18 protein-coding genes are annotated in these 21043 nt (G+C 70.8%); 7 read left to right on the forward strand and 11 right to left on the reverse strand.

The genetic code is table 11. The features are described 5' to 3' along the window. Nucleotides 1-266 precede the first annotated feature (266 nt). From E4J16_RS12355 to E4J16_RS12375, 5 genes are all read right to left on the reverse strand, one after another. Complete coding sequence (locus E4J16_RS12355) at nt 267-1019, reverse strand: iron ABC transporter ATP-binding protein (RefSeq protein ID WP_136192627.1); 753 nt, start codon at nt 1017-1019, stop codon at nt 267-269. Beyond that, entirely contained in the window at nt 1016-2155 is a 1140-nt protein-coding gene (locus E4J16_RS12360; protein ID WP_136314699.1) for an iron chelate uptake ABC transporter family permease subunit, read from the reverse strand. Before E4J16_RS12360 ends, E4J16_RS12355 begins: the two co-directional genes overlap by 4 nt. 2 nt (nt 2156-2157) lie before the next feature. Further along, nucleotides 2158-3069 carry an ABC transporter permease gene (locus E4J16_RS12365; protein ID WP_338028855.1) on the reverse strand — a complete coding sequence of 304 codons (912 nt, stop codon included), beginning with the start codon at nt 3067-3069 and terminating at the stop codon, nt 2158-2160. Nucleotides 3070-3173: 104 nt separating this feature from the next. Then, nucleotides 3174-4199: a siderophore ABC transporter substrate-binding protein gene (locus E4J16_RS12370; RefSeq protein WP_136314156.1), complete on the reverse strand. Its 1026-nt coding sequence runs from the start codon at nt 4197-4199 to the stop codon at nt 3174-3176. Between the two features lie 228 nt (nt 4200-4427). Continuing rightward, nucleotides 4428-5645, reverse strand: coding sequence for an ABC transporter substrate-binding protein (locus tag E4J16_RS12375; protein ID WP_168709507.1), 1218 nt, complete (start codon nt 5643-5645; stop codon nt 4428-4430). Between the two features lie 277 nt (nt 5646-5922). Between E4J16_RS12375 and E4J16_RS15365 the strand changes: the two genes are divergently transcribed. From E4J16_RS15365 to disA, 4 genes are all read left to right on the forward strand, one after another. Next, nucleotides 5923-6477 (forward strand): hypothetical protein, encoded by a 555-nt coding sequence (locus E4J16_RS15365; protein ID WP_136314158.1) that lies wholly within the window; start codon nt 5923-5925, stop codon nt 6475-6477. 103 nt (nt 6478-6580) lie between these two features. Continuing rightward, nucleotides 6581-6991, forward strand: a complete 411-nt coding sequence (locus tag E4J16_RS12385) for a hypothetical protein (protein ID WP_136192633.1) — start codon at nt 6581-6583, stop codon at nt 6989-6991. A 49-nt stretch (nt 6992-7040) separates the two neighbouring features. Beyond that, nucleotides 7041-8459, forward strand: coding sequence for a DNA repair protein RadA (gene radA, locus E4J16_RS12390; RefSeq protein WP_136314159.1), 1419 nt, complete (start codon nt 7041-7043; stop codon nt 8457-8459). A 159-nt stretch (nt 8460-8618) separates the two neighbouring features. Beyond that, entirely contained in the window at nt 8619-9689 is a 1071-nt protein-coding gene (gene disA, locus E4J16_RS12395) for a DNA integrity scanning diadenylate cyclase DisA (protein ID WP_136314160.1), read from the forward strand. A 74-nt stretch (nt 9690-9763) separates the two neighbouring features. On the opposite strand, the gene E4J16_RS12400 is transcribed toward disA, so the two are convergent. Continuing rightward, nucleotides 9764-10444, reverse strand: a complete 681-nt coding sequence (locus tag E4J16_RS12400) for a hypothetical protein (protein ID WP_136192636.1) — start codon at nt 10442-10444, stop codon at nt 9764-9766. A gap of 112 nt (nt 10445-10556) precedes the next feature. On the opposite strand from E4J16_RS12400, the gene E4J16_RS12405 reads away from it, so the two are divergent. Next, nucleotides 10557-10889: a hypothetical protein gene (locus tag E4J16_RS12405; RefSeq protein WP_136314161.1), complete on the forward strand. Its 333-nt coding sequence runs from the start codon at nt 10557-10559 to the stop codon at nt 10887-10889. A 233-nt stretch (nt 10890-11122) separates the two neighbouring features. On the opposite strand, the gene E4J16_RS12410 is transcribed toward E4J16_RS12405, so the two are convergent. Together E4J16_RS12410 and E4J16_RS12415 are read right to left on the reverse strand one after the other, a co-directional pair. Further along, nucleotides 11123-11836 (reverse strand): amino-acid N-acetyltransferase, encoded by a 714-nt coding sequence (locus E4J16_RS12410; RefSeq protein WP_240038141.1) that lies wholly within the window; start codon nt 11834-11836, stop codon nt 11123-11125. After that, the gene (locus E4J16_RS12415) at nt 11796-12824 is read right to left on the reverse strand and encodes a sugar-binding transcriptional regulator (protein WP_136192637.1); all 1029 of its coding nucleotides are present in this window, start codon (nt 12822-12824) and stop codon (nt 11796-11798) included. The genes E4J16_RS12410 and E4J16_RS12415 overlap by 41 nt, the downstream gene beginning before the upstream one ends. Nucleotides 12825-12960: 136 nt before the next feature. Between E4J16_RS12415 and E4J16_RS12420 the strand changes: the two genes are divergently transcribed. Next, a complete protein-coding gene (locus E4J16_RS12420; RefSeq protein ID WP_204519853.1) occupies nt 12961-14694 on the forward strand; it encodes a glycerol-3-phosphate dehydrogenase/oxidase in 1734 nt (577 codons plus the stop codon). A 577-nt stretch (nt 14695-15271) separates the two neighbouring features. Here the strand turns inward: E4J16_RS12420 and E4J16_RS12425 are convergent. Genes E4J16_RS12425 through glpA form a run of 3 tightly spaced genes read right to left on the reverse strand, consistent with a single transcriptional unit; the run spans nt 15272 to nt 19868 of the window. Continuing rightward, nucleotides 15272-16627 carry an anaerobic glycerol-3-phosphate dehydrogenase subunit C gene (locus tag E4J16_RS12425; protein ID WP_136314162.1) on the reverse strand — a complete coding sequence of 452 codons (1356 nt, stop codon included), beginning with the start codon at nt 16625-16627 and terminating at the stop codon, nt 15272-15274. Beyond that, nucleotides 16627-18123 (reverse strand): glycerol-3-phosphate dehydrogenase subunit GlpB, encoded by a 1497-nt coding sequence (gene glpB / locus E4J16_RS12430; protein ID WP_136314163.1) that lies wholly within the window; start codon nt 18121-18123, stop codon nt 16627-16629. Before glpB ends, E4J16_RS12425 begins: the two co-directional genes overlap by 1 nt. Next, nucleotides 18120-19868, reverse strand: coding sequence for an anaerobic glycerol-3-phosphate dehydrogenase subunit GlpA (glpA, locus tag E4J16_RS12435; RefSeq protein ID WP_136314164.1), 1749 nt, complete (start codon nt 19866-19868; stop codon nt 18120-18122). The genes glpB and glpA overlap by 4 nt, the downstream gene beginning before the upstream one ends. Before the next feature lie 419 nt (nt 19869-20287). Here glpA and E4J16_RS12440 point away from each other — a divergent pair, with 419 nt between their 5' ends. Beyond that, nucleotides 20288-21022: an MIP/aquaporin family protein gene (locus tag E4J16_RS12440; protein ID WP_136192641.1), complete on the forward strand. Its 735-nt coding sequence runs from the start codon at nt 20288-20290 to the stop codon at nt 21020-21022. The last annotated feature ends 21 nt before the right edge of the window (nt 21023-21043 follow it).

The following is a 21043-nucleotide window of genomic DNA, read 5'->3' on the forward strand; positions in this document are numbered from 1 at the left end:
ACGGTCAGGCCGCCCAGACCCAAGAAGAGAGAGAGAGAGAGAGAGTAAGAGTGCTCTCCGTCTCTTGGGAACGGGGATCATCGGTTGTACCTTTCTGGGAGATGGCGCGGGAAACCCACTCAGACGCGAGCGCCCTCCCAACACCAATACGATGAAGGCTGAGAACAGCCCCACGAGCATCATCCCCGACCCCATGATTGGTGTCAACTAGTTAACGATTATCTGTAAGCGCCCTGTGCCGAACCCAACACTCCGCCCCAGCGCGCCTAGTAGCAGGCGAGCGGCCCCGATGGGCCGTCGATCACCTGGATGGGGGTGCCGAAGACGGCGGTGAGCACGTCGTCACGCATGATCTCCGCCGGCGGGCCGAAGCGGAACACGCCGCCGTCCCTGAGGGCGCAGATCCGATCGGCGTAGCGGGCCGCGAAGTTGATGTCGTGCAGGACAATCAGCACGGTGCGGCCGAACTCCTTGGCGGCGCGCTCCAGGTGGTTCATCATCTCCACGCTGTGGGCGATGTCGAGGTTGTTCAGGGGCTCGTCCAGCAGCACGTAGTCGGTCTCCTGGCACAGCACCATGGCCACGTAGGCGCGCTGCCGCTGTCCGCCGGAGAGCTCGTCCAGGTGGCGGCTCTCCAACTCGTCCAGGCCGAAGAAGTCGATGTAGCGGGAGATGATGCGCTCGTCGTCGACGGTGAGCCGCCCGCGGGAGTAGGGGAAGCGTCCGAAGCCGACCAGCTGGCGCACGGTCAGCCGGGTGATGAAGTGGTTCTCCTGCCGCAGGATGGACAGCACCCGGGCCAGGTCCGCCGACTTGGTGGAGGACACGTCCAGCCCGGCCACACGCACGGCACCCTCGTCGATCCCCAGCAGCCGCCCTACCATGGTCAACAGGGTGGACTTGCCGGCGCCGTTGGGGCCGATGAAGGCGGTGATGCCGCCGGCGGGCAGGTCCAGCGTCACCGGGCCGATTGACACCTCGCTGTTGTAGACCTTGCGCACTTCGTCCAGCTCGATCACAGGCGCCCCTTTCTGAGCACGACGGCGAGGAATACCGAGCCCCCCACCAGCTCGATGATGATGGAGACGACGCCCTGGGCGTAGAACACGTGCCGCATGATGAAGTATGCGCCGGTAAGCACGAGCAGTCCCAGGCTCGTGGCCATGGGGAACAGGTAGCGGTGGTCGTAGGTGCCCGACAGCTGGTAGGACAGCGTCGCCACTAGGAAGCCGAGGAAGGTCATGGGCCCCACCAGCGCCGTCGAGGTGGCCATGAGCACCGAGACCAGCACCAGCACGCCGATCGTAGCGCGGGTGTGGTTCAGCCCCAGGGTGGTGGCGGTATCCCGCCCCAGGGCGAGCACGTTGAGCCGACGCGAGTACGCCAGCAGGGCCGCGGCGCAGACCACCACCAGCGGGATGGCGATCGGGTAGTAGTCGGAGTCGGCGTTGGCGATGGAGCCGAACAGCCGGGCGGAGAGCAGGTCGAACTCGCTGGGCGTGAGCAGCCGCTGCATGAAGGTGGTCACGCTCCCCAGCCCCGAGCCGATGACAATGCCGATCAGCAGCATCGAGTACAGGTTCCGCGTGCCGCCGGTCAGCAGCCAGGAGTACAGCAGTAGGGACAGCCCCACCATGAGCGCCAGCCGCAGGGCGAACATGGGGGCGGTGCGGGTGGCGGTCAGGCCGGTGGCCCCGAAGAAGAAGATGGTGGCGGTCTGGATGGCCCGGTACAGGGATTCGAATCCCATGATCGACGGCGTGATGATGCGGTTTGAGGTGGCGGTCTGGAAGGCGACGGTGGCCAGGGCCTGGCACACGGCCACCACGATCATGGCCACGATGGCGTCCAGGCGCCGCTCGGCGATCAGCCAGAAACCCCGGGTCCCGGGTGGCATCGGGTTCTTCCAGACCAGCAGGCCGACGGCGAAGCACACGGCCAGGCCGGTGACCGCCAGGTAGGTCAGCCACCAGCGACGGCGGGCGGCGGGGGTGGCGAAGGCACCGGAGCGACGGGCGGCACCCGAGCGCCCCGCGGGGCCGGCCGGGGGGTGCGGGGAAAGGCCGGCCGTGGCTCCGGCTGCGGGCGGGGCTCCGGTGGCCTCGGGGGCCGTCGTCGTCGGGGCGCCCGGGACTGCATAGGCGTGAGAAGTCATGCTCATCCCCTCCTGGTCTGGCGGATGATCAGGGCGATGAATACGGCCGCCCCCACCAGGCCCAGCACCACGGCCACCGGGATCTCGAAGGGGGCGATGATGGTGCGGGCGAGCAGGTCGCAGGCGGTGACAAGGGCGATGCCCACCAGGCACACCCAGGGCAGGTTGGAGCGCAGGTCGTCCCCGCGACGCATGGACACCAGGTTCGGCACGATCAGCCCCAGGAAGGGCAGCGAACCGACCACCACGGTGACGGTGCCGGTGGCCACGGCCACCAGTCCGGTACCGATCAGGACGGTGCGCCGGTAGTCGACGCCGATGTTGGTGGCCACGTCCTCACCCAGGCCGACGGCGGTGAGGTGGTCGGCGTAGTAGAAGATGGCGGCCACCACCGCCACCACGATCCACAGCACCTCGTACTGGCCCCGGTACACCGAGGTGAAGCTGCCCTGGAACCACACCCCCAGGGACTGCAGCATGTCGGTCTGAAGCGCTACGAAGGTGGACACGGCGCTGACCACCGCCCCGAGCATCATGCCGATGATGGGCACCAGCAGGGAGGAGCGCAGGGAGACCCGGCGCAGCAGCAGGAAGAACACCATGGTGCCCAGGAAGGCGGCCGTCACGGCGCCCGCCATGCGTCCCAGCACGCTGGCCCGCGGGAAGACCACCATCACCGCCAGCAGGCCCAGGCCCGCCCATTCGGTGGTGCCGGTGGTGGTGGGCTCCACGAAGCGGTTCTGGGTGATCAGCTGCATGACCAGGCCGGACATGCTCATGGCGGCCCCGGCCAGCACCAGCGCCAGGGTGCGTGGGACGCGGACGTTGCGGAACATCTCCCAGCCGTCGGCGTGGGACAGGATGGAGTACTGGCCGGTGGCCAGGCTCAGACCCAGCAGAGCCAGGACGACCACCAGCCCGACCGCGAGCCCCCGGCTGACCAGGGGCCCGCGGGTGCGGGTGGTGGCATCATTCGCACGGCGCGGAGTGGCGCTGCGCTCTTGAAGCTGCCGAGCGCTCAGTTCTGGGCACCTTCGAAGGCGTCGGCGATCGAGTTGAGGATCTCGGTGTAGGTGATGATCGACTCGTTGGTGTAGGTGTCGTCCGGGGCGTAGACGATCTGCCCCGAGCCCACGGCGGTGACGTTCTGCAGGGCGGCGTTACCCGCAATGACATCCGCGGCCGGGGTGTAGTTCGGGTCGTCCGCGGTGATGGCGGCGTCGCGGTCCATGACGAAGATCCAGTCCGGGTTGGACTCGGCGATCTGCTCCACCGAGACGTCGTCGCCCTGGTGGTCGTCGGTGGATCCCTGGACATCGAGGGCGGGCTTGAGGTCGAGCAGGTCGAACAGCGGACCCCAGGTGCGTCCGGTGGTGGGGCCGGAGTAGCCGATCTCGCCGCCGGAGACGATCACGGCCATGACGGTGGAGGAGCCGTCGTAGGCGTTCTTGGCGCGCTCCAGGGCGGCGTCGAAGTCGGCGATGAGCTGGTCGGCCTCGGCCTCCTTCCCGAACACCTGGCCCAGGGCGGTCACCTGGCGCTTGAGCTCGGCGTCGAAGGGCTCGTCGTCACGCGGGTCAAGGTCGAGCAGTGCAGCGTCGGGGGTGAGCTCGGCGATGGAGTCGTACTGGTCGGAGAAGCGCTGCCCGACGATCACCAGGTCCGGCTCGGCGGCCACGAGCGCCTCCAGGTCGGGCTCGCGGTGGTTGCCCATGTCCGCGACGTCGTCGCCGGAGTAGGCGGTGATGGAGGAGGGGATGAGCTGCTTCGGAGCAGCAACCAGAGGCACCCCCCAGTCGGCGAGCACCTCGAAGGTGCGGTTATCGGTGGATGCCGCCCGCTGCACGGGCAGGGCGACCTCCACGCTGCCGTGGTTGTCCTCGATGGTGACCGCGGACGCCTGGGTGGATGCCTGAGAGGCGGCGGCCGTCGCGGATCCGTCGGCTGCGGCGGTGGATGCGGTGTCGGCGGACCCGGAGCAGCCGGCGAGCACGAGGCTCACGGCGGCCGACAGGGTCAGGAGCGCAGGGAGCTTGCGAGACATGTCTTCCTTCGGGGTGGTAGGGCTCGCGCGGCGCGGGACGCGCGCGAGTGGCACAGGCGCGCCCAACCCGTTAGGTCAGGTTCGCCTACGTAAGGCAAACCTATGCCACACACGCGTCTGTTCACAAGCGCCCGCCTCCCCCGCTCACACCCCGAGATCGGTAGATCTTACGTACCGAGGTCGGTAGTTGTTACGTACCGAGGTCGGTTGATATGGCGGCAGCACCCCTCACGACGCCGAGGCGGAGGCCTCCGGACTCGCATCAGGACTCGCGGTAGCGCTCGCCGCAGCCGTCGCCGCAGCCCTCCCAGCCTCGATGGCCGCGACGATGTCGGGAACATGATTCTCACAGCACCACGGCAGCGACAGCGGGGACGCGGCCGCAACGCTCGCGGCAGCTACCGGATCGGTGACCAGCAGCGCCGCACCCGATGCGACCGCCGGGATCCGCGACAGGCGGTTATCGCCCCTGATGGTCTCGACGACGGTCGCGTCCTCGACCTGAGCCCAGAACAGGTCGGCCTCCAGCTCGGCAGCGTCATCAAGCGAGTACTCCACCGTGAGCGCGTCCGTTGCGCCCACTCCGGCAGCGACGGCGGCCGGCGCCGGCCGCAGCCCCAGTTGCTCCAGGAACTGTGAGCGCGTGTCCGTGGACGTGTACAGAGAGATGGACGGATGACCGGGATCGAGGTCGGCGGCCACGTAGCTGGCCCCCGCCAGAGCCGGATTGGCGGTGGCCGTGGAGGTGACCAGGAAGGTGGTGGCGTTGACCAGGGCCTCGGCCGCCGCGGAGCGGCCCAGCGCCCTGCCGACGGCGACCGTGACCGCCTCCCAGGAGGCACCGTACGCGATGGCCCCCGGCGGGTAGGCCAGCGTGGGGGCGACGGCGGACAGCCGCTGATACTCCGCCTCGGTCATGCCCGAGTTCACCCCCAGAATCAGGTCCGGCTCAAGGGCGGCGATAGCGTCGACGTCGATTCCATCCACCGCCGCGTACAGGGCCGGGGCGTCGTCGGCGTCCCAGCCGGAGCCGAGTGCCTCAAGCGCCTCGGTGGTCCAGGGGTGGGCATCCTCGCCTTCGCCGTCTGCGGACGCGGCCGGCATTCCGACCGGCACCACACCGAGCGAGATGACGACGTCGGCATCCACCCAGGAGACCGTGGCGACACGGGTGGGTTCGGCAGCAATCGTGGTGGAACCGAAGGCGTGCTCAATGGTGATGGGGAACGACTCAGTGGCGCCCTGGGAGGCATTACCGGCAGCGGCGGAGGAGCCTGCGGCGCCACTGCCGCTGGACGCGCAGGCCGCCAGCAGCGCGGCCGCACCCGCGACGGCGGCACTCGCCAGCAGGCTGCGACGGCTCAGGCGGCGGTCACGGGAGTCGCCGACGCGATCGGCGCGGCGAGCTCGGTCGGCGGACTCGGCGGAGGCGGAATAACCAGCCAATGACGACCCTCCCTTCGGTCTCGTCCCTGGCGCCGGGCACACGGCGCACACGGGCCGCATTCGGGAGCATCTTCCTACGCGCGGCCGCCGTCCAGCAAGGCCGCTGCACCGGCCGAACCGCTTCACGGCTCCGCGCCCCCCCCCGCACGAGAAGTGCCGAGCGCCACACCGGCATCGATAACGAATCACACATTTCTCGGCACGTCTTTCTCTTGCCCTGTTCGTCACCTCAGCGAAATACTGGAGCAGAACCCAAGCCCCTCCCAGGAGTCAACTCGTGGCAGACAGCAAGGCAAACAAGAAGAACGAGCCCACGCCCCACTCCAAGTTCTACTGGCTCCTTACCATCCTCGGGGCGATCATCGGCGTCGTGGGGATCATCGCCCTACTGGCATGGATCACCTCCAACTCAAGTGGAGGCGCACGCGTTCCGCGCCTGCTGCTGGCGCTGCCGCTACTGGTCTCACTGGCCGTCGCCTGGATGATCGACGCCACCATCGTGGAGAAGGCTCCTCAGCTGGTGCGCAAGAAGGACCGCGCACTGCTGGCGGCGAAGCTCGGGCACGACCCCGTCACCGGGGCGCCCCTCACCGCCGCCTATGGGCAAGCCGGGGCCTACCCCGCCCCGCCTCAGCCCACGGCGCCGGGATACGGCTACGGGCAGGCGCCCGCCTACGGTGCGCCGACAACGCCGCAGCCCGCGCCCGCAAGCCCCGGTTACGGCTACGGCCAGTCCCCTGCGCCTCAGTCCCCTGCGCCCCAGTCCCCGTCCCAGGCAGCCCCCCAGAGTTATGGGCAGATGGGGTACGGACAGGTCCCGCCCGGCCAGTGAGGCTCCGGCTGCGGGTAGTACTCCCCAGGCGGCGCCATTGCCGCATGATGAGGTCGGCGCCAATACTGAAGGGAAACTGATTCCCACTGTTCAGGAGACCACTTTGGCTGCCAACCAGACCCAGCAGATCACTCCCCGTTCCAAGTACTTCGGCCTCATGCTCTTCCTGGCATGCGTCTTCGGGGTTATCGCGGCCTTCGGCATGTACGCATGGATCTCCAGCCAAGTGACCCACCCGACACGCATCCGGGTGATGGTCCTGATGATCCCCTTCATCGTCATGCTGTACGCCGTCAAGTACATCGACAAGCAGATCCTCGCCAAGCACCCGCACCTGGTTGGGGCGAGGTACCGCCAGCTGCTCGCCGCGCAGCTCGGGCACGACCCGATCACCGGCGCCCCGCAGACGCCGTACTACGAGTCCGGACCGGCCAGTGCGCCGACCGGAGCGCAGGGCTACGGCCAGATGCCCGCATACGGCGGCACCGCCCACAACCGCCCGACGGCGCAGTAGGACGACAACGCCCCGAGTTCGTGTCGGTGCCGCTCGGTAGCCTGCGCCCATGACCACCACAAAGTCAGTCAGGGCGCGCACCTCCTACGTATGCACCGAATGCGGCTGGACCAGCCCCAAGTGGCTCGGGCAGTGCCGCGAGTGCCGCGCCTGGGGCACGCTGGAGGAGTTCGTTGAGGCAGCCCCGGGCGGCACCTCATCGGGCGGCCCGGCCGTGGCCGCTGCGGCGATTCGTCCCGCCGTCGCCGCCCGCCCCATCGCAGAGGTCAGTGCCGAGGAGGCCCGGGCCCGTCCCACCGGGATGGGCGAGCTGGACCGGGTACTGGGAGGCGGCGTCGTCCCCGGGGCGGTCGTGCTGCTGGCGGGAGAGCCCGGCGTCGGCAAGTCGACGCTGCTACTGGACGTCGCCGCCAAGGCGGCCGCGGCCTCCCGTGCGCGCGGCCAGGGCCCGGTGCTGTACGTGACCGGGGAGGAGTCGGCCAGCCAGGTACGGCTGCGCGCCGAACGCATCGGCGCCATTGATCCGGCGCTGCTGCTGGCCGCCGAGACCGAGCTCGGGGCACTCCTGGGGCATGTGCAGGACGCCTCCCCGTCCCTGCTGATCGTCGACTCGATCCAGACGGTCGCCTCCGCACAGGTCGAGGGCGGGGCGGGCGGCGTCACCCAGGTGCGCGCCGTGGCGAGCGCGCTCATCCAGGTGGCCAAGGAGCGCGCCATCCCTGTGCTGCTGGTGGGGCATGTGACCAAGGACGGCGGCATCGCGGGGCCGCGCGTACTGGAGCACCTGGTGGACGTCGTCTGTCAGTTCGAGGGGGACCGCCACGCCCGGCTGCGGCTGCTGCGAGCGGTGAAGAACCGCTATGGTCCCACGGACGAGGTCGGCTGCTTCGACCTGGGCGAGCGGGGCATCGTCGGCCTGGCGGACCCGTCCGGCCTGTTCCTGTCGGCGGCGCGCAGTGAGGTGCCGGGCACGTGCGCCACGGTGACGCTCGAGGGCCGCCGCCCCATGCCGGTGGAGATCCAGGCGCTGGTGGCCGGGACTGCCGCAGGCTCGCCGCGCCGCACCACCTCCGGGGTGGATCATTCCCGGGTGGCGATGTCCCTGGCGGTGCTGGCGGCACGGTTGCGGCTGGACACGTCCAGCACCGACGTCTATGTCTCAACCGTGGGCGGTGCGCGGGCGGTCGAGCCGGCCACGGACCTGGCGGTGGCGATCGCCGTCGTCTCCGCCGCGCAGAACCTACCCACTCCTCCCGGGTTGGTGGCCTTCGGGGAGGTGGGGCTGACCGGGGAGGTACGGGCAACCGTCGGCGTGCAGCGGCGGCTGGCGGAGGCGGCGCGTCTCGGCTTCGACCGGGCTATCGTGCCATTGGCGGGATCGGAGGAGCTGCGGGCCGTCGACGGCGTACGCGTGCTGCCCGTGGCCCACCTCAGTGAAGCCGTCGGAGCGGCCCTGCCGCGCGGCTGAGCACCCGCCGGGCACAGCCGAGTACCGCGACAGCGGCCGACGGCGCTGCCCGCCGCGACCTGTTTCACGGCGTCGGACCGTGCCGTGCGGTTAGCATGATGCGGCACCGGTCCGTCGCCCCGCCAGTGGGCGCACCAGGACCACCCCCAGGAGAGACCCATGACCGATACCCCCGCCAACCTGCTGCGTGAGACCCTCGCGCTCGTCGCCCCCGGCACCGTCCTGCGTGACGGTCTGGAGCGCATTCTGCGGGGGCGCACCGGGGCGATCATCGTGCTCGGCTTCGACGAGACGGTCGAGGCGATCTCCTCAGGAGGCTTCCGGCTGGACGTCGAGCTGACCGCCGCCCAGCTGCGCGAACTGGCCAAGATGGACGGCGCCGTGATCGTGGACCGGGCCAACAACCGCATCCGCCGCGCCAATGTGCAGCTACTGCCCAACGCCTCCATCGAGACGGCCGAGGCGGGCATGCGCCACCGCACCGCCGAACGCGTCGCCCGCCAGACCGGCCACCCGGTGATCTCCGTAAGCCAGTCGATGCGGATCATCTCCCTGTACGTGGACGGGCGCCGCCACGTGATCGAGCCGAGCGAGGCCATCCTGGCGCGCGCGAACCAGGCGCTGGCTGCCCTGGAACGGTACAAGGCGCGCCTGGACAAGATCTCCGGAGGCCTGGACGCCCTGGAGATCGAGGACCTGGTCACCGTTCGCGACGTCACCGCCGTACTCCAGCTACTGGAGATGGTCAGCCGCATCGCCTCAGACATCGACGGCTACGTCGTCGAGCTCGGCACCGACGGGCGGCTGCTCGCGCTGCAGGTGGAGGAGCTGACCCGCGGACTGATGGCGGAACGGGACTTCCTCCTCGCCGACTACCTGCCGCAAGGACTCGAAACCGCCACCGTGGACGCCCGGCTGAAGTGGGTGGGTTCCCCCGCCCTGCTGGACCTGGCCATGGTCGCCCGGTCAATGGGGCTCGGCGGCGCCGACGGGCAGGACCTGGACGCCTCCGCATCCCCCCGCGGGCTGCGGATTCTCGCCAAGATCCCGCGCCTGCCACTGGTCACGGCGCGAGCCGTGGTCGACGACTGCGGCTCCCTGCAAGCCATCCTGGGCGCAACTGTCGAGGAGCTGCAAGCCATCAACGGCGTCAGCGCCCGCCAGGCCCGCACCCTGCGCGACGGCCTGTCACGCCTGGCCGAGGTCTCCATCGCCGACCGCTACGCGTGACCTCAGCGCCGCCCATAACCGGCCCGCACGGAGAACCGGCCCGCACGGCCGGGCTTGGGCGACAGCGCCGCCGCCTACTCGATCACGAACACGCGATCCTCGGTGAGGTCTGCACCATCCAGTTGGATGCGCACACGGTAAGTACCCGCCGTGGCAACATCACCGGAGGCGGCAGACGTAGCCGTCTCCTCGGCGGACGCACCCTCCGCCCCCTCATCCGCCTCTGCGGCGGAGGGGTCCCCACTCGGCTCCTCAGTCGGCTCCGCGGCCGTCGGCGAAGCCGTGGCCGCCTCAGTCGCAGTGGCCGAGGCACTTGCCGCGGCAGTGGCTGCGGGCGCACAGTGCGATGAGGCGACATTGCCGTCCCAAATCAGGGTGGCGGCAGCCGCGTCCCCGGAGGCCACGAGCAGGCGGCGGCTGGTGGGAGTGAAGGGGCATGCCGTCGACTCCCAGACCGTCTGGTTCCCGGATGTGATGACGGCACCGATGTGCTCGCCGCCCAGGTCCAGCAGGCAGGCCTCGGAACCGGTGTTGTTCACGGTGACATTCAGTGTCACGCCACTGCCGCTGGCCACGGACTCGGGTGAGGTGAAGGTGACGTCCAGGTCCTCGGCCTTGCAGTCGCCGGGGTTGGGGTAGGTGGTGGCCGTCTGCGCGGCCGCCTGATCATCCTGCGCGCGGATCGTGTTGCGCACCCACATCGCGGCCGACAGGATCCCGCCGGACACCCCGGCGAGCAGGGCGACGCCGAGCACCAGTACCAGCAGGCGGCGCAGCCCGTAGCGCGGCCGCCGAGGCGGCGCCGGACGACGCCCGCCAGTCCGCCCGCGCCCACTCGTCTGAGCGCGTCCCGCCGAGGAGGAGCTTGTGCGCCCCGCCCCGGCCCTGCCCCCGCGAGCGCCTGGCCCGCCCGCCGAGCGGCCGACGCCGGAGCGCGACGCCGAGCGGGCGGCCTGGCTGCGGCCCTGCCGACCCGGCCGGCTGCCGGGGCGGCCGTCCTGGGTGGTGACGGTCCGCTGTGCGCGGGCCCTGCCGCGGGGCGTCTGCCGCGAGCTCGCCCGGACGGGGCCCGAGCCGACGGCGCCGCTCCTCGAAGCTCCCGAAGTGCTGCCGCCCGATCTGGCCGGTCCGGCACCGGTGGGCTTGGTCCCGCCGCCCGACGACGGCGTCCGCCGGGTGCCGCTGGAACGTCCCGACTGAGCACGGCCGCCCGCGTTACGGCCTGCGCTACGGCCCGAATTACGACCCGTATTGCGACCGCGTGCACCGCGGGAGCCCCCGCCCGTGTTCCGTCCCTGCGCCATGGGTCCGACTGTACCGGCGCCCGGCCCGCACCCCGGTCAGCGCCCCGCCCGGCACCGCCTACCGGCGTCCCGCACCCGCTTATCGATCAGCTGTCGGGTGCACGCCGGGGGATCGGGAGGCTGCCGTCCTCAATCGTCCAGTTCCAGCAGCATGCGGGTGTTGCCCAGCGTGTTGGGCTTGGCGCGAGCCAGGTCGAGGAACTCCGCGACTCCGTCGTCATGGCTGCGCAGCATCTCCACGAAGATGTCGGTCCCCACGGGAGTGCCCTGAATCTCCTTGAAGCCGTGCGCGGCGAAGAAGTCCACCTCGAAGGTCAGGCAGAACACGCGCCGCAGCCCCAGGGTGCGGGCACGGTCGAGCAGGTTGCTCAGGATCGCGTGGCCGACGCCGTGGTGCAGGTGGTCGCGACGCACCGCCAGGGTGCGCACCTCGGCGATGTCGTCCCACATGACGTGCAGCGCGCCGCAGCCGATCAGGCCGGATTCCTCCGCCCCCTCGAGCCGCCCCGCGCCCTCCGCCACGGTGAACTCCTGAATGTCCTCGAAGTAGTTGATCAGGTCCTTCCCGATCAGGATGCGTCGCTCCGCGTACGGGCGCACGAGCTCGGCGATGGCGCGCGCGTCGGCGGGGCGCGCCGGCCGCAGCACGGTGCGGAACGCGGCGTCCTGGAAGCGGTCGGGCAGGCGGCCGCCGTCGTCGCTCGCGGACACGGCGAGCGGCGGCGTCGCCGCGGGGCGCGCCGACCCCGCAGCCGACCCGCCCACCGGGGCCTGAGTCGTCGCTCCGGCCTCCGCCCCCGGCTCAGCGCTGCCGGTGCTGTCCGTGTTGCGCATGCTGCCCATATTCGCGCTTCTCCTTCCGTGCTGCCAGCGCCAGCACCGCGCGGGCGGTCGCGTCATCCACCACCAGGTTGGTGGCCACGCGCGCCCGCAGCGCCGCCAGCAGGGCACGCGCCTTGCCGACACCCGCCACAACGCACAGTCTGCGAGGAATCCGGGACAACTGTGCGGGAGTCGGGCCGGTGGCCCGCCCATTGAGGGAGACATCACGCCAGGTACCGTCCTGGCGCAGCATGACGGTGCACACGTCGCCGACGACGCCGTCGCGCCGCAGCAGCTCCCGGTCCTTCTCAGTCAGGTGGCCGCCGCTGTAGACCTGGCTGGGCAGCGCCGCCGCCGGGTCAAGCGACCCGACGCCGAAGACCGCCAGACTCGCCCGGTCCGCCAGCGCCAGCACGCGCCGAACCGAGCGCTCGGACCACATGGCCTCGCGGGTGGCGGCATGGTCGAAGAAGGCCGGGACGGGGAATGCCACCGCCCGCGCCCCGAGCCGCTCAGCGAAGTCGGCCAGCACCTCCCCCACATTCGGCCCGTCGCCCTCAGGCGCGGTCGCGCCATTGAGCTGCACCACCGTCAGCCCCGGCACGCGCCTGCGGGGCAGGGCCGCACAGACCTCCGACATGGTGGTGCCCCAGGCAGTGCCCAGCACCCCGTTCTCCGGGGCGAGCGCCACCAGTTCCTCGGCCGCCACGGCGGCGACCTGCTCGAGCCGGTGAATCTCAGTGGTTCCCTCACGCACCGGCACGATGCGCGCCGCTATGTTGAAGTTGTCCCGCAGCGCCGCCTCCAGGGTGCCCGCGCCCCCGGGAGCAGTCAGGGTGATGCGCACAATGCCGTCGGCCCGTGCGCGAGCGAGCAGCCGGGAGACCGTCGAGCGTGAAACACCCAGGTGGCGGGCGATCACGTCCATGGTCTCCCCCTGCACGTAGTACATCGAGGCCGCCTCGTAGCACCGGCCGAGCGGAATCGTGTTGCCGGTCCCCTCCGTCATCCACTCCCCCTGTCACCCAAGGAACTGCACGTTCGTGCAGAATCATTGCCCATTATCGCATGGAGCGGTGATGCTGGGAGCACGGCCGCCTACGAAGCGTAGGCAATACTTTCTATCCGCCTTATAGGAGGCTTCCATGCGCAACACCGCCCTCACCGCAGCCCAGCGTCAAGACGCCCTGGAGGCCATGTCCAGCGGAGAGGGCCTGGACGTGCTCGTCGTCGGCGGGGGCGTGACGGGCGCCGGCATCGCCCTGGACGCCGCCGCCCGCGGGCTGCGCACCGGCATCGTAGAGATGGGTGACTGGGCCTCGGGGACATCGTCCTGGTCCTCCAAGCTCGTCCACGGCGGCCTGCGCTACCTCTACCAGCTGGACTTCGCGCTGGTGCACGAGGCCCTGACCGAGCGCGGCCGCCTGCTGACCACCACGGCGCCGCACCTGGTCAAGGCCCAGCCGTTCCTGTGGCCGCTCAAGCACCACTACGAGCGCTCCTACTCCGCCGTCGGAGTGGGCATGTACGACGCCCTGGCCATCGCGGGAGCCCGCGGGCACCAGACGGTCCCGGTGCAGAAGCACCTGGGCCGCAGAGGCACCCGCGCCCTGGCCCCCGCCCTGAACCCGGACAAGCTGGTCGGGGCGATCCGCTTCTACGACGCCCGCGTCGACGACTCCCGGCTGGTCATCGACCTGGTGCGCACCGCCGTCGGCCTGGGGGCACACGCCGCCGGCCGCACCAAGGTGACCGGCTTCCTCAAGGACGACCACGGCGCCGTCATCGGCGCGGCCGTCACCGATCTGGAGACCGGCCAGTCCCGCAGCATCCGCGCCGCCCGCACCATCAACGCCACCGGAGTGTGGACCGAGGCCACCCAGGACCTGGCCACCGACGCCGGCGGGCTGAAGGTGCTCGCCTCCAAGGGCATCCACATCGTGGTCCCCAAGGAGGCCATCGACGCCGAGACCGGCATCTTCCTGCGCACCGAGAAGTCCGTGCTGTTCATCATCCCCTGGCAGCGGTACTGGGTCATCGGCACCACCGACACCCCCTGGACCGAGGACGTCGCCAAGCCTGTGGCTACCGCCGCCGACGTCGACTACGTGCTCGACCACGCCAACGAGGTGCTCTCCCGCCCGCTTACGCGCGCGGACATCATCGGCGTCTACGCCGGCCTGCGCCCGCTGCTGCAGCCGCAGCTGCGGCCCGGCGCCCAGGCCGCCAGCACGAAGGTCTCCCGCGAGCACACGGTCACCCGGGTGGCCCCCGGGCTGACGGCGATCGCCGGCGGCAAGCTGACCACCTACCGGGTCATGGCGGCCGACGCCGTCGACCACGCCCTCGGCGAGGCCCTGGCCCACGCCCACCCCTGCGCCACCGCCGAGCTGCCGCTGGTCGGCGCCGCCGGCTACCACGAGCTGGCCGCGCGGGCCGGGGACATCGCCCGCGAGCGCGGCTGGACCCTGGCCCGGGTCACGCACCTGCTGGACCGCTACGGTGACGAGCTGCCCGCACTCCTGGACGCCGTCGACACCCACGACGCCGTGGCCTCCGACGAACCTGCCTGGGGCGAGCCGCTCCCGGGTGCGCCCGCCTACCTGCGGGCGGAGGTCGCCTGGGCCGTCACCCATGAGGGCGCCGCCCACCTCGACGACGTGCTGCTGCGCCGGGTGCGCCTGGACCTGGAGCGCCGCGACCGGGGCCTGGGAGTCGCCGACGAGGTGCTCGCGGTGATGGCGCCGCTGCTGGACTGGAGTGAGGACCAGGTGGCGGCGGAGAGGGCGGCCTACGCCGAGCGGGTGGAGCAGCTGGCCGCTGCGGAGGCCGAGTCCACCGATGCGGCCGCCGTCGCCCACGTCAGCCGGGCGGTCTGAGCCCTCCGCACCCCACCCTCCGCACCCCGCCCTCCGCACCCCGCCGAGGTCGGTAGATATAACCACCGAGGTCGGTAGATATAACCACCGAGGTCGGTCGATATAACCACCGAGGTCGGTCGATATAACCACCGAGGTCGGTCGATATAACCACCGAGGTCGGTCGATACAACCACCGAGGTCGGTCGATACAACCAGCTTTGATGATCTTGGCCTCCGACCGGCACACCATTAGCGGCTCGTCACGTTTAGGGTGTGGCGTTCGGATCGGGGCTGCGATGCGGTGGTCGTTGTCGGGCGCGGGAGCTCGTTTTCGGGTCGGCGCCGGGGGTGGACGGTTCGCGTATTTGGTTGACGGTTCGCCAGGTAGCAGCGACGATTCGTGCGTCGCCCCCCACGAACCGTCACACCCCGCCCACCGGCACACACCCACAAACCCAAACATCCCCAATAGCGCCGGTCTCGGCACGTAACAACAACCGACCTCGGTACGTAAGATCTACCGACCTCGGTACGTAAGATCTACCGACCTCGGTACGTAAGATCTACCGACCTCGGTACGTAAGATCTACCGATCTCAGTGGTTGGGGCGGGGCTCGATGCCGGCCAGGCGTGACAGGCCGTAGGCGGCATGCAGCACCCAGATGGGGTGCACCGTCTTGACGCCGCTGGACTGCTCGATCTGCCAGCGGCAGGTCTCGGTGTCGCACACCGCCAGGTTCGGGTTGACCTCGCGCACGACGTCGAAAAGGGGCCCCCCGACCGCCTGCGCGACCTCGTACTTCTCCCGCTTCAGCCCATAGGTGCCGGCGATGCCGCAGCAGGCCCGCCCGGACTCGACCACATGGAAGCCGGGCACCAGCTCCATCAGCTCGATCGCGGGCATCCCCATGTTCTGCCCCTTGAGCTGGCAGGGGGCGTGGTAGGCGACTGTGGCGTCGATACGGCGGAAGCGGTGGGGCAGCTCGCCGGCGTCGTCGAGGTCGCGCAGGAACTCCGACAGCTCCACGGTGCGCGGGGCGACGTCGGCGAGCACCTGCGCATCCACCCCCATGATCTCGTGCGCCTCGTGCTTGAGCATACCGGCGCAGGAGCCGGAGGAGGACACGATCGTCAGGTCCTTCCCGGCCGCCGTCAGCTGCTCGCACAGCCGCACGACGGCGGCGGAGGCCTGCCCGTACAGGCCGTTGGACTGGGCGGCCAGGCCGCAGCAGCCCTGTTTGGGCACGATCACCTCATACCCGATGTGCTCAAGCACCTCGATGGCGCGCTTGGAGGTCTCCACCTCGAAGTAGCCGCCGGCGCAGCCGTGGAAGAACACGATCGGGCCGCGGGAGCCGGCCGGGACCAGCGTGTGAGTCCGCTTGGTGCGGCGACGCAGCCAGCCGGCCAGCGACTGCGGCTGCGCGTGCGGCATGGGGGCGTCGCGGTGCACGCCGACCGTCTTCTCCATGACCACGCGGATCGGCTTGTTGGCCAGGGCGGCGTTGGCCAGTGGCGCGATCGGGGTCATCACCCTCCCCATGAGGGTGGTCTGCGTGATCAGCCGGTCGCGCACGGGCACGGCCCGGTTCTGGGCGCGCATGACGGCGCGGGCCTGGTTGTTCAGTTCGGCGATCTTCACGCCCTGCGGGCACACCCGGGTGCAGGTGCCGCACGATGAGCAGTAGTCGATGGAGTGGTCCACGCTCTCACCGTTGCGGTAGCGCTCGGCCTGCGGGCCGACGAACTTCGGTCCGGGGAACAACTCCGTGACCTCCATGACCGGGCAGGCGGTCTCGCAGATGGTGCACTTGACGCAGCAGTCCAGGCTGGCCCGCGCCAGCGCGTGGGCTGCGGTCTCGACCGCGGCGGCACCGCTCCTCACCCGCTCCCCGCCCTTGCCGGGCAGCGGCAGATCCCAGCGCTGGGCCAGGGTGTCGACGTCGAACATCAGTCCTGCTCCTTGCTCTCACCGGGCCCGGCGGCCCGACTGGTCGCGGCGTCCGCCTCCGCGGCGGCGGTGTGGGCGGGCGGGCAGCCCAGATCGGCCAGGACGGCGTCGACGGCGGCCTGCGCCGATCCCAACGCGATGCCCTCCCCGGACTTCTCACTCCAGCGCACGGCGCCCGCCAGTACGCCGCCGACGGCGTGCACACCCGCCAGCGCGGCGGCGCCGTCGGGCCCCAGCGGCCGCATCCCGGCGTCGACCGCCACGCCCACCCGGAACAGCCCCTGGGGCGCGCCCCAGTAATCACGGTGGACCAGGCGGCGCAGATTCTCGGCGCCGTCGGCGGTGACCCCGGCCAGCGGCAGGCCGAGGACCGTGTCGGTCACCCGCCCGTGGGAGTCCATGGCCAGGGCGCCGGACTCGAATCCGCCCGCAGCCAGGATGAAGGCGGCGGCACGGTGCTCGCGGGGCCGGCCGGCGGCGGCAGTGGTGACCGATACCAGGCGGCCGCGCTCCACGCGGGTGGAGACCACGCGCGCGCCCATGACCATGCGCACACGCTCGGCGGAGGCGAGCCGGTCCAGCCGGTGCTCCAGCCGCAGGCCCGGCACCGACGGCGGCACCAGCGGGATCTCCCCCACCGGCGCCCCCAGCCGCTCGGCGAGCTCCCGGAAGACGCCGGGACGGTCCAGCCCGAGCACGGCGGGCAGCAGCACGGTCTCACCGTCGCGCACCCTGCCGTCCAGCAGGCGCGCCAGCCGGTCGATTCCCTCGGCGCCGTCCAGGGCACGGGCGTGCCCGACGGCATTCGTGTCGCTCTCGCCGCCGCGGGCCACGAAGTCGACGGTCAGTGCGCGCGCCCGCACGCGCCCACCATCCGGCAGCGTGCTGCGATTCAGGTTCCCGGCAGCCATGTCGGCGGTGAAGTCCTTCAGCCGGGCCAGGCCCACCACCAGGTAGTGTCCGCCGTCGCGCAGCACCGAGGCCTGCATGGAGGGCTGCACCAGCAGCGTGGGGCGTATGGCACCGACGGCGGTGGGCAGCCACAGGTTCGCGGGGCCATCACCGGCCGGCGCGGCGGAGCCGCCCGACCCCGCGCCGGCGTCGCCCGCGCCGGCGTCCTCCACGGCGTCCGGCCGGGCGGTGAGCAGCTCGGAGCCGACCAGGGCGGCGAAGCGGTCCACGCCGGCTGCGGTGGCGCGCCGACCGATCACGCGGTAGGGGTGCCCTTCGGGCAGCAGGTCAGCGGCGGCGATGGCGGCATAGGGGCGGGTAATGGCGCGGCGCGCGGAGCGCTCCTCCGCAGTGGTTCCGGCTCCCGGTCCAGCGGGACCGGCCGCGCCGCCGAGGCGTCCGAGCACGTCTACCGTGCCTGGGGACAGCGCCAGTCCGCCCATGCCCTTGGTGACCAGGGTGACGGTGGCGCCGGCCCGGCGCAGCCGCAGCGCCGCGGCGTATCCCGATATCCCGGCGCCGATGACGACGACGTCGCTGCTCATGCGCGGGCCTCCTGTTTCTGCTCGGTGGCGGCACGGAAAGCGCCTGCCAGGGCTGCGGCATCGGGGTCGAGCCGGGGCGGGGCCGCCAGGGCCGCCAGCGCCGCAGCCATCTCCTCCGGTAGTTCCTCGCCATCCTCGGCGTCCGCGATGGGGGTCGCCGCGGCGGCGGGGGGCGCGACGGCGGGCAGGTCCTCGACGTCGAGGGTTCCCTGCAGCATCCAGAAGTCCAGGGCCGCCTCGCGGACCTGCTCGCCGTGCAGGACCGACCACAGCCCGATCCAGCGGTGCCGCAGGAAGGTGCGCAGCAGCTCGGTGGCGTCGGCGGCGCTGGTCCGTCCCTTGCACACGTGCACGCCGGCGACGCGGGCGGCGCAGAAGCCGCCCTGGCACGGCCCCATGCCGATGCGCAGCTGGCGGCGCAGATCGTCGAAGGACGCGTCGGGCTGCTCATCCATCAGATCGGTGAGCATCTTGCGGGTGACCAGCTCGCACTCGCAGATCGTCTGATTCTCCAGCCGGTCCTGCTCACGTGCAGCCAGGCGGTGAGAGACCTGGTAGTTACGGCCGTGCTCGGAGCCGGGGTCCGCCTCCGCGTCCGTGGTGCAGGGGCGGTCGACGCCGAGCTCGGCGCACACGGCGTCGACGGTATTCTTGGCCATGAGCCGATAGGTGGTGAGCTTGCCGCCGGCCACGGTGATCAGCCCGGCCAGTCCCTCTGCCTCGCTGTGCCGCAGGACGGTCATGCCGCGGCTCATGTGGCGGGTGTCGGTGCCGGCTACGCGCTTGTCACGCACCAGTGGGCGGGCGCCCGCCCAGGCGTGCACGAGCCGGGCCTGCCGGAAGCCCGGGATCAGCGCCTCACCGGCGTCGAGCATCTGGGCCACCTCCTCACGCGGGATCAGCAGGTGGTCGGGGTCGGGGACGCGGCGGTCGGTGGTGCCGATGATGGAAACCGTGTGGTCGGGGACGATGATGTCGCCGTCGGCCGGGTAGACGCAGCGGTTGATGACATGGTTCACGACCCGGTGGTTGACGGCGATCATGATGCCCGCGCCGGCGACGATCTCAATCGCCTCCGAGCCGGCCATGGCGGCCAGGCGCCCGCCCCAGGGACCGGCGGCGTTGACCACCACGGCGCAGGTGACGGCCAGGTCCTCGCCGGTCTTCAGGCCGCGCGCCCGCACGGCGACGACGCGGCGGTCCTCCCCCTCACCCTCGACCACCAGGTCCGTGACCTCGTGGTAGGTCAGGATCGTGGCGCCATGGGCCCGGGCCGAGCGGGCGGCGCCCCAGACCATCTGCCAGCCGTCGACGGCGCCGTCATTGACGGCGAAGACGCGCTTGATGCCGGGGTTCAGCCGGGGCTCCATCCGCAGCGCCTCGGAGAGGCTGAGCTCCTCGCAGGCAACGCCGGTCTGCGCGGCACCGATGAGGAACTGATCGGAGAAGTCCAGGTCGTCCTCGGGGCCCACTACGAACATGCCGCCCGTGCGCTCGATGGCGTCGGCGTGGATGCGGGAGACGATCGCGTTCTCCTCCGCGCACTCGCGGGCGGAGCCGGGATCGGAGACGACGTAGCGGCCACCGGAGTGCAGCAGCCCGTGGAAGCGGCCGGAGGTGCCCTGGGCGAGGTCGGCGCGCTCCAGCAGCACGACGCTCATGCCGCGCATGGCGGCATCCCGGGCGACACCGACGCCGGTGGCGCCGCCGCCGACGACGACCACGTCGGCAGTTATGGCTCTCACTGGGGACCTCCTCGTCCATCGAGGCGGGCATGCGACCCGCCCCGGCTGCACGTGCCTCGTCCGCACGTGTGGCACGCTCCTTCCCGCGCTGCCGCTTTTATGACTACACGTCCCAGAGAGCTCGTGCACGCGCAATGCGCAAACGTTCATCGCGCGTCACTACGCGACGCAACTATTTCCCGCCGGATTCGCCGGCACCAGGACTTATCCGCACAATAACAGCACTCCGACGTCTTAGCCTCAGCTCACCATCACATAACAAGACCGGCTCGGCACTCCGAATACCCATGTGACCCCGAGTACTTTCGGACCTGTTCGGGCGCGGCCAGTGCTTCGTCCGTCCCTTCGTGGAATGCGTGCGGCCGCGAGCCGCTCGCCCTACGCATCAAGCACGCTGTCGTGCAGAAAGTGAGCAGGCCATGAGTCTCGCCCAGATCTTCCTGTCGGAGTTCTTCGGGACCTTCATCCTCATCCTCTTCGGAGCCGGCGTCTGCGCCGCGGTCAACCTCCCCAAGTCGAAGGCCCAGGCCTCCGGCTGGATCGTCATCGCCTTCGGATGGGGCCTGGCGGTCTTCATGGGCGTCTACGCCGCGTACGCGACCGGCGGTCACCTGAACCCCGCGGTCACCATCGGGCTGGCGGTCGCCGGCAAGGACCTGGCCGCCGGTGTCCCTGCGACGGCGACGAACATGATCGTCTACATCATCGCCCAGTTCCTCGGCGCCTTCCTCGGCGCCGTGGGCGCCTGGCTGGCCTACAAGAAGCACTTCGACGAGGAGGCGCCCGCCGACGCCAAGCTCGGCTGCTTCTCCACCGGCCCCGGCATCCGCGCCTACGGCTGGAACGTGGTCACCGAGGCCATCGGCACCTTCGCCCTGGTCGCCTGGGTGATCTACAACGGCAAGTCCCCCTCCGAGCTGGGTCCCTTGGCCGTCGCCTTCGTGATCGTCGCCATCGGCCTGTCGCTGGGCGGCCCCACCGGGTACGCCATCAACCCCGCCCGCGACCTCGGTCCGCGCGTGGCGCACGCCATCCTGCCGATCCGCGGCAAGGGCTCCTCCGACTGGGCCTACTCCTGGGTACCGGTCGTGGGCCCGCTCATCGGCGGCATCGTCGCCGGCCTGCTCATCCCCAACATGGCCGGTCTGTTCTGACGCGGCCAGCAATCACAACGA

It is taken from the genome of Actinomyces procaprae (assembly GCF_004798665.1).
Classification (GTDB): Bacteria; Actinomycetota; Actinomycetes; order Actinomycetales; family Actinomycetaceae; genus Actinomyces; species Actinomyces procaprae.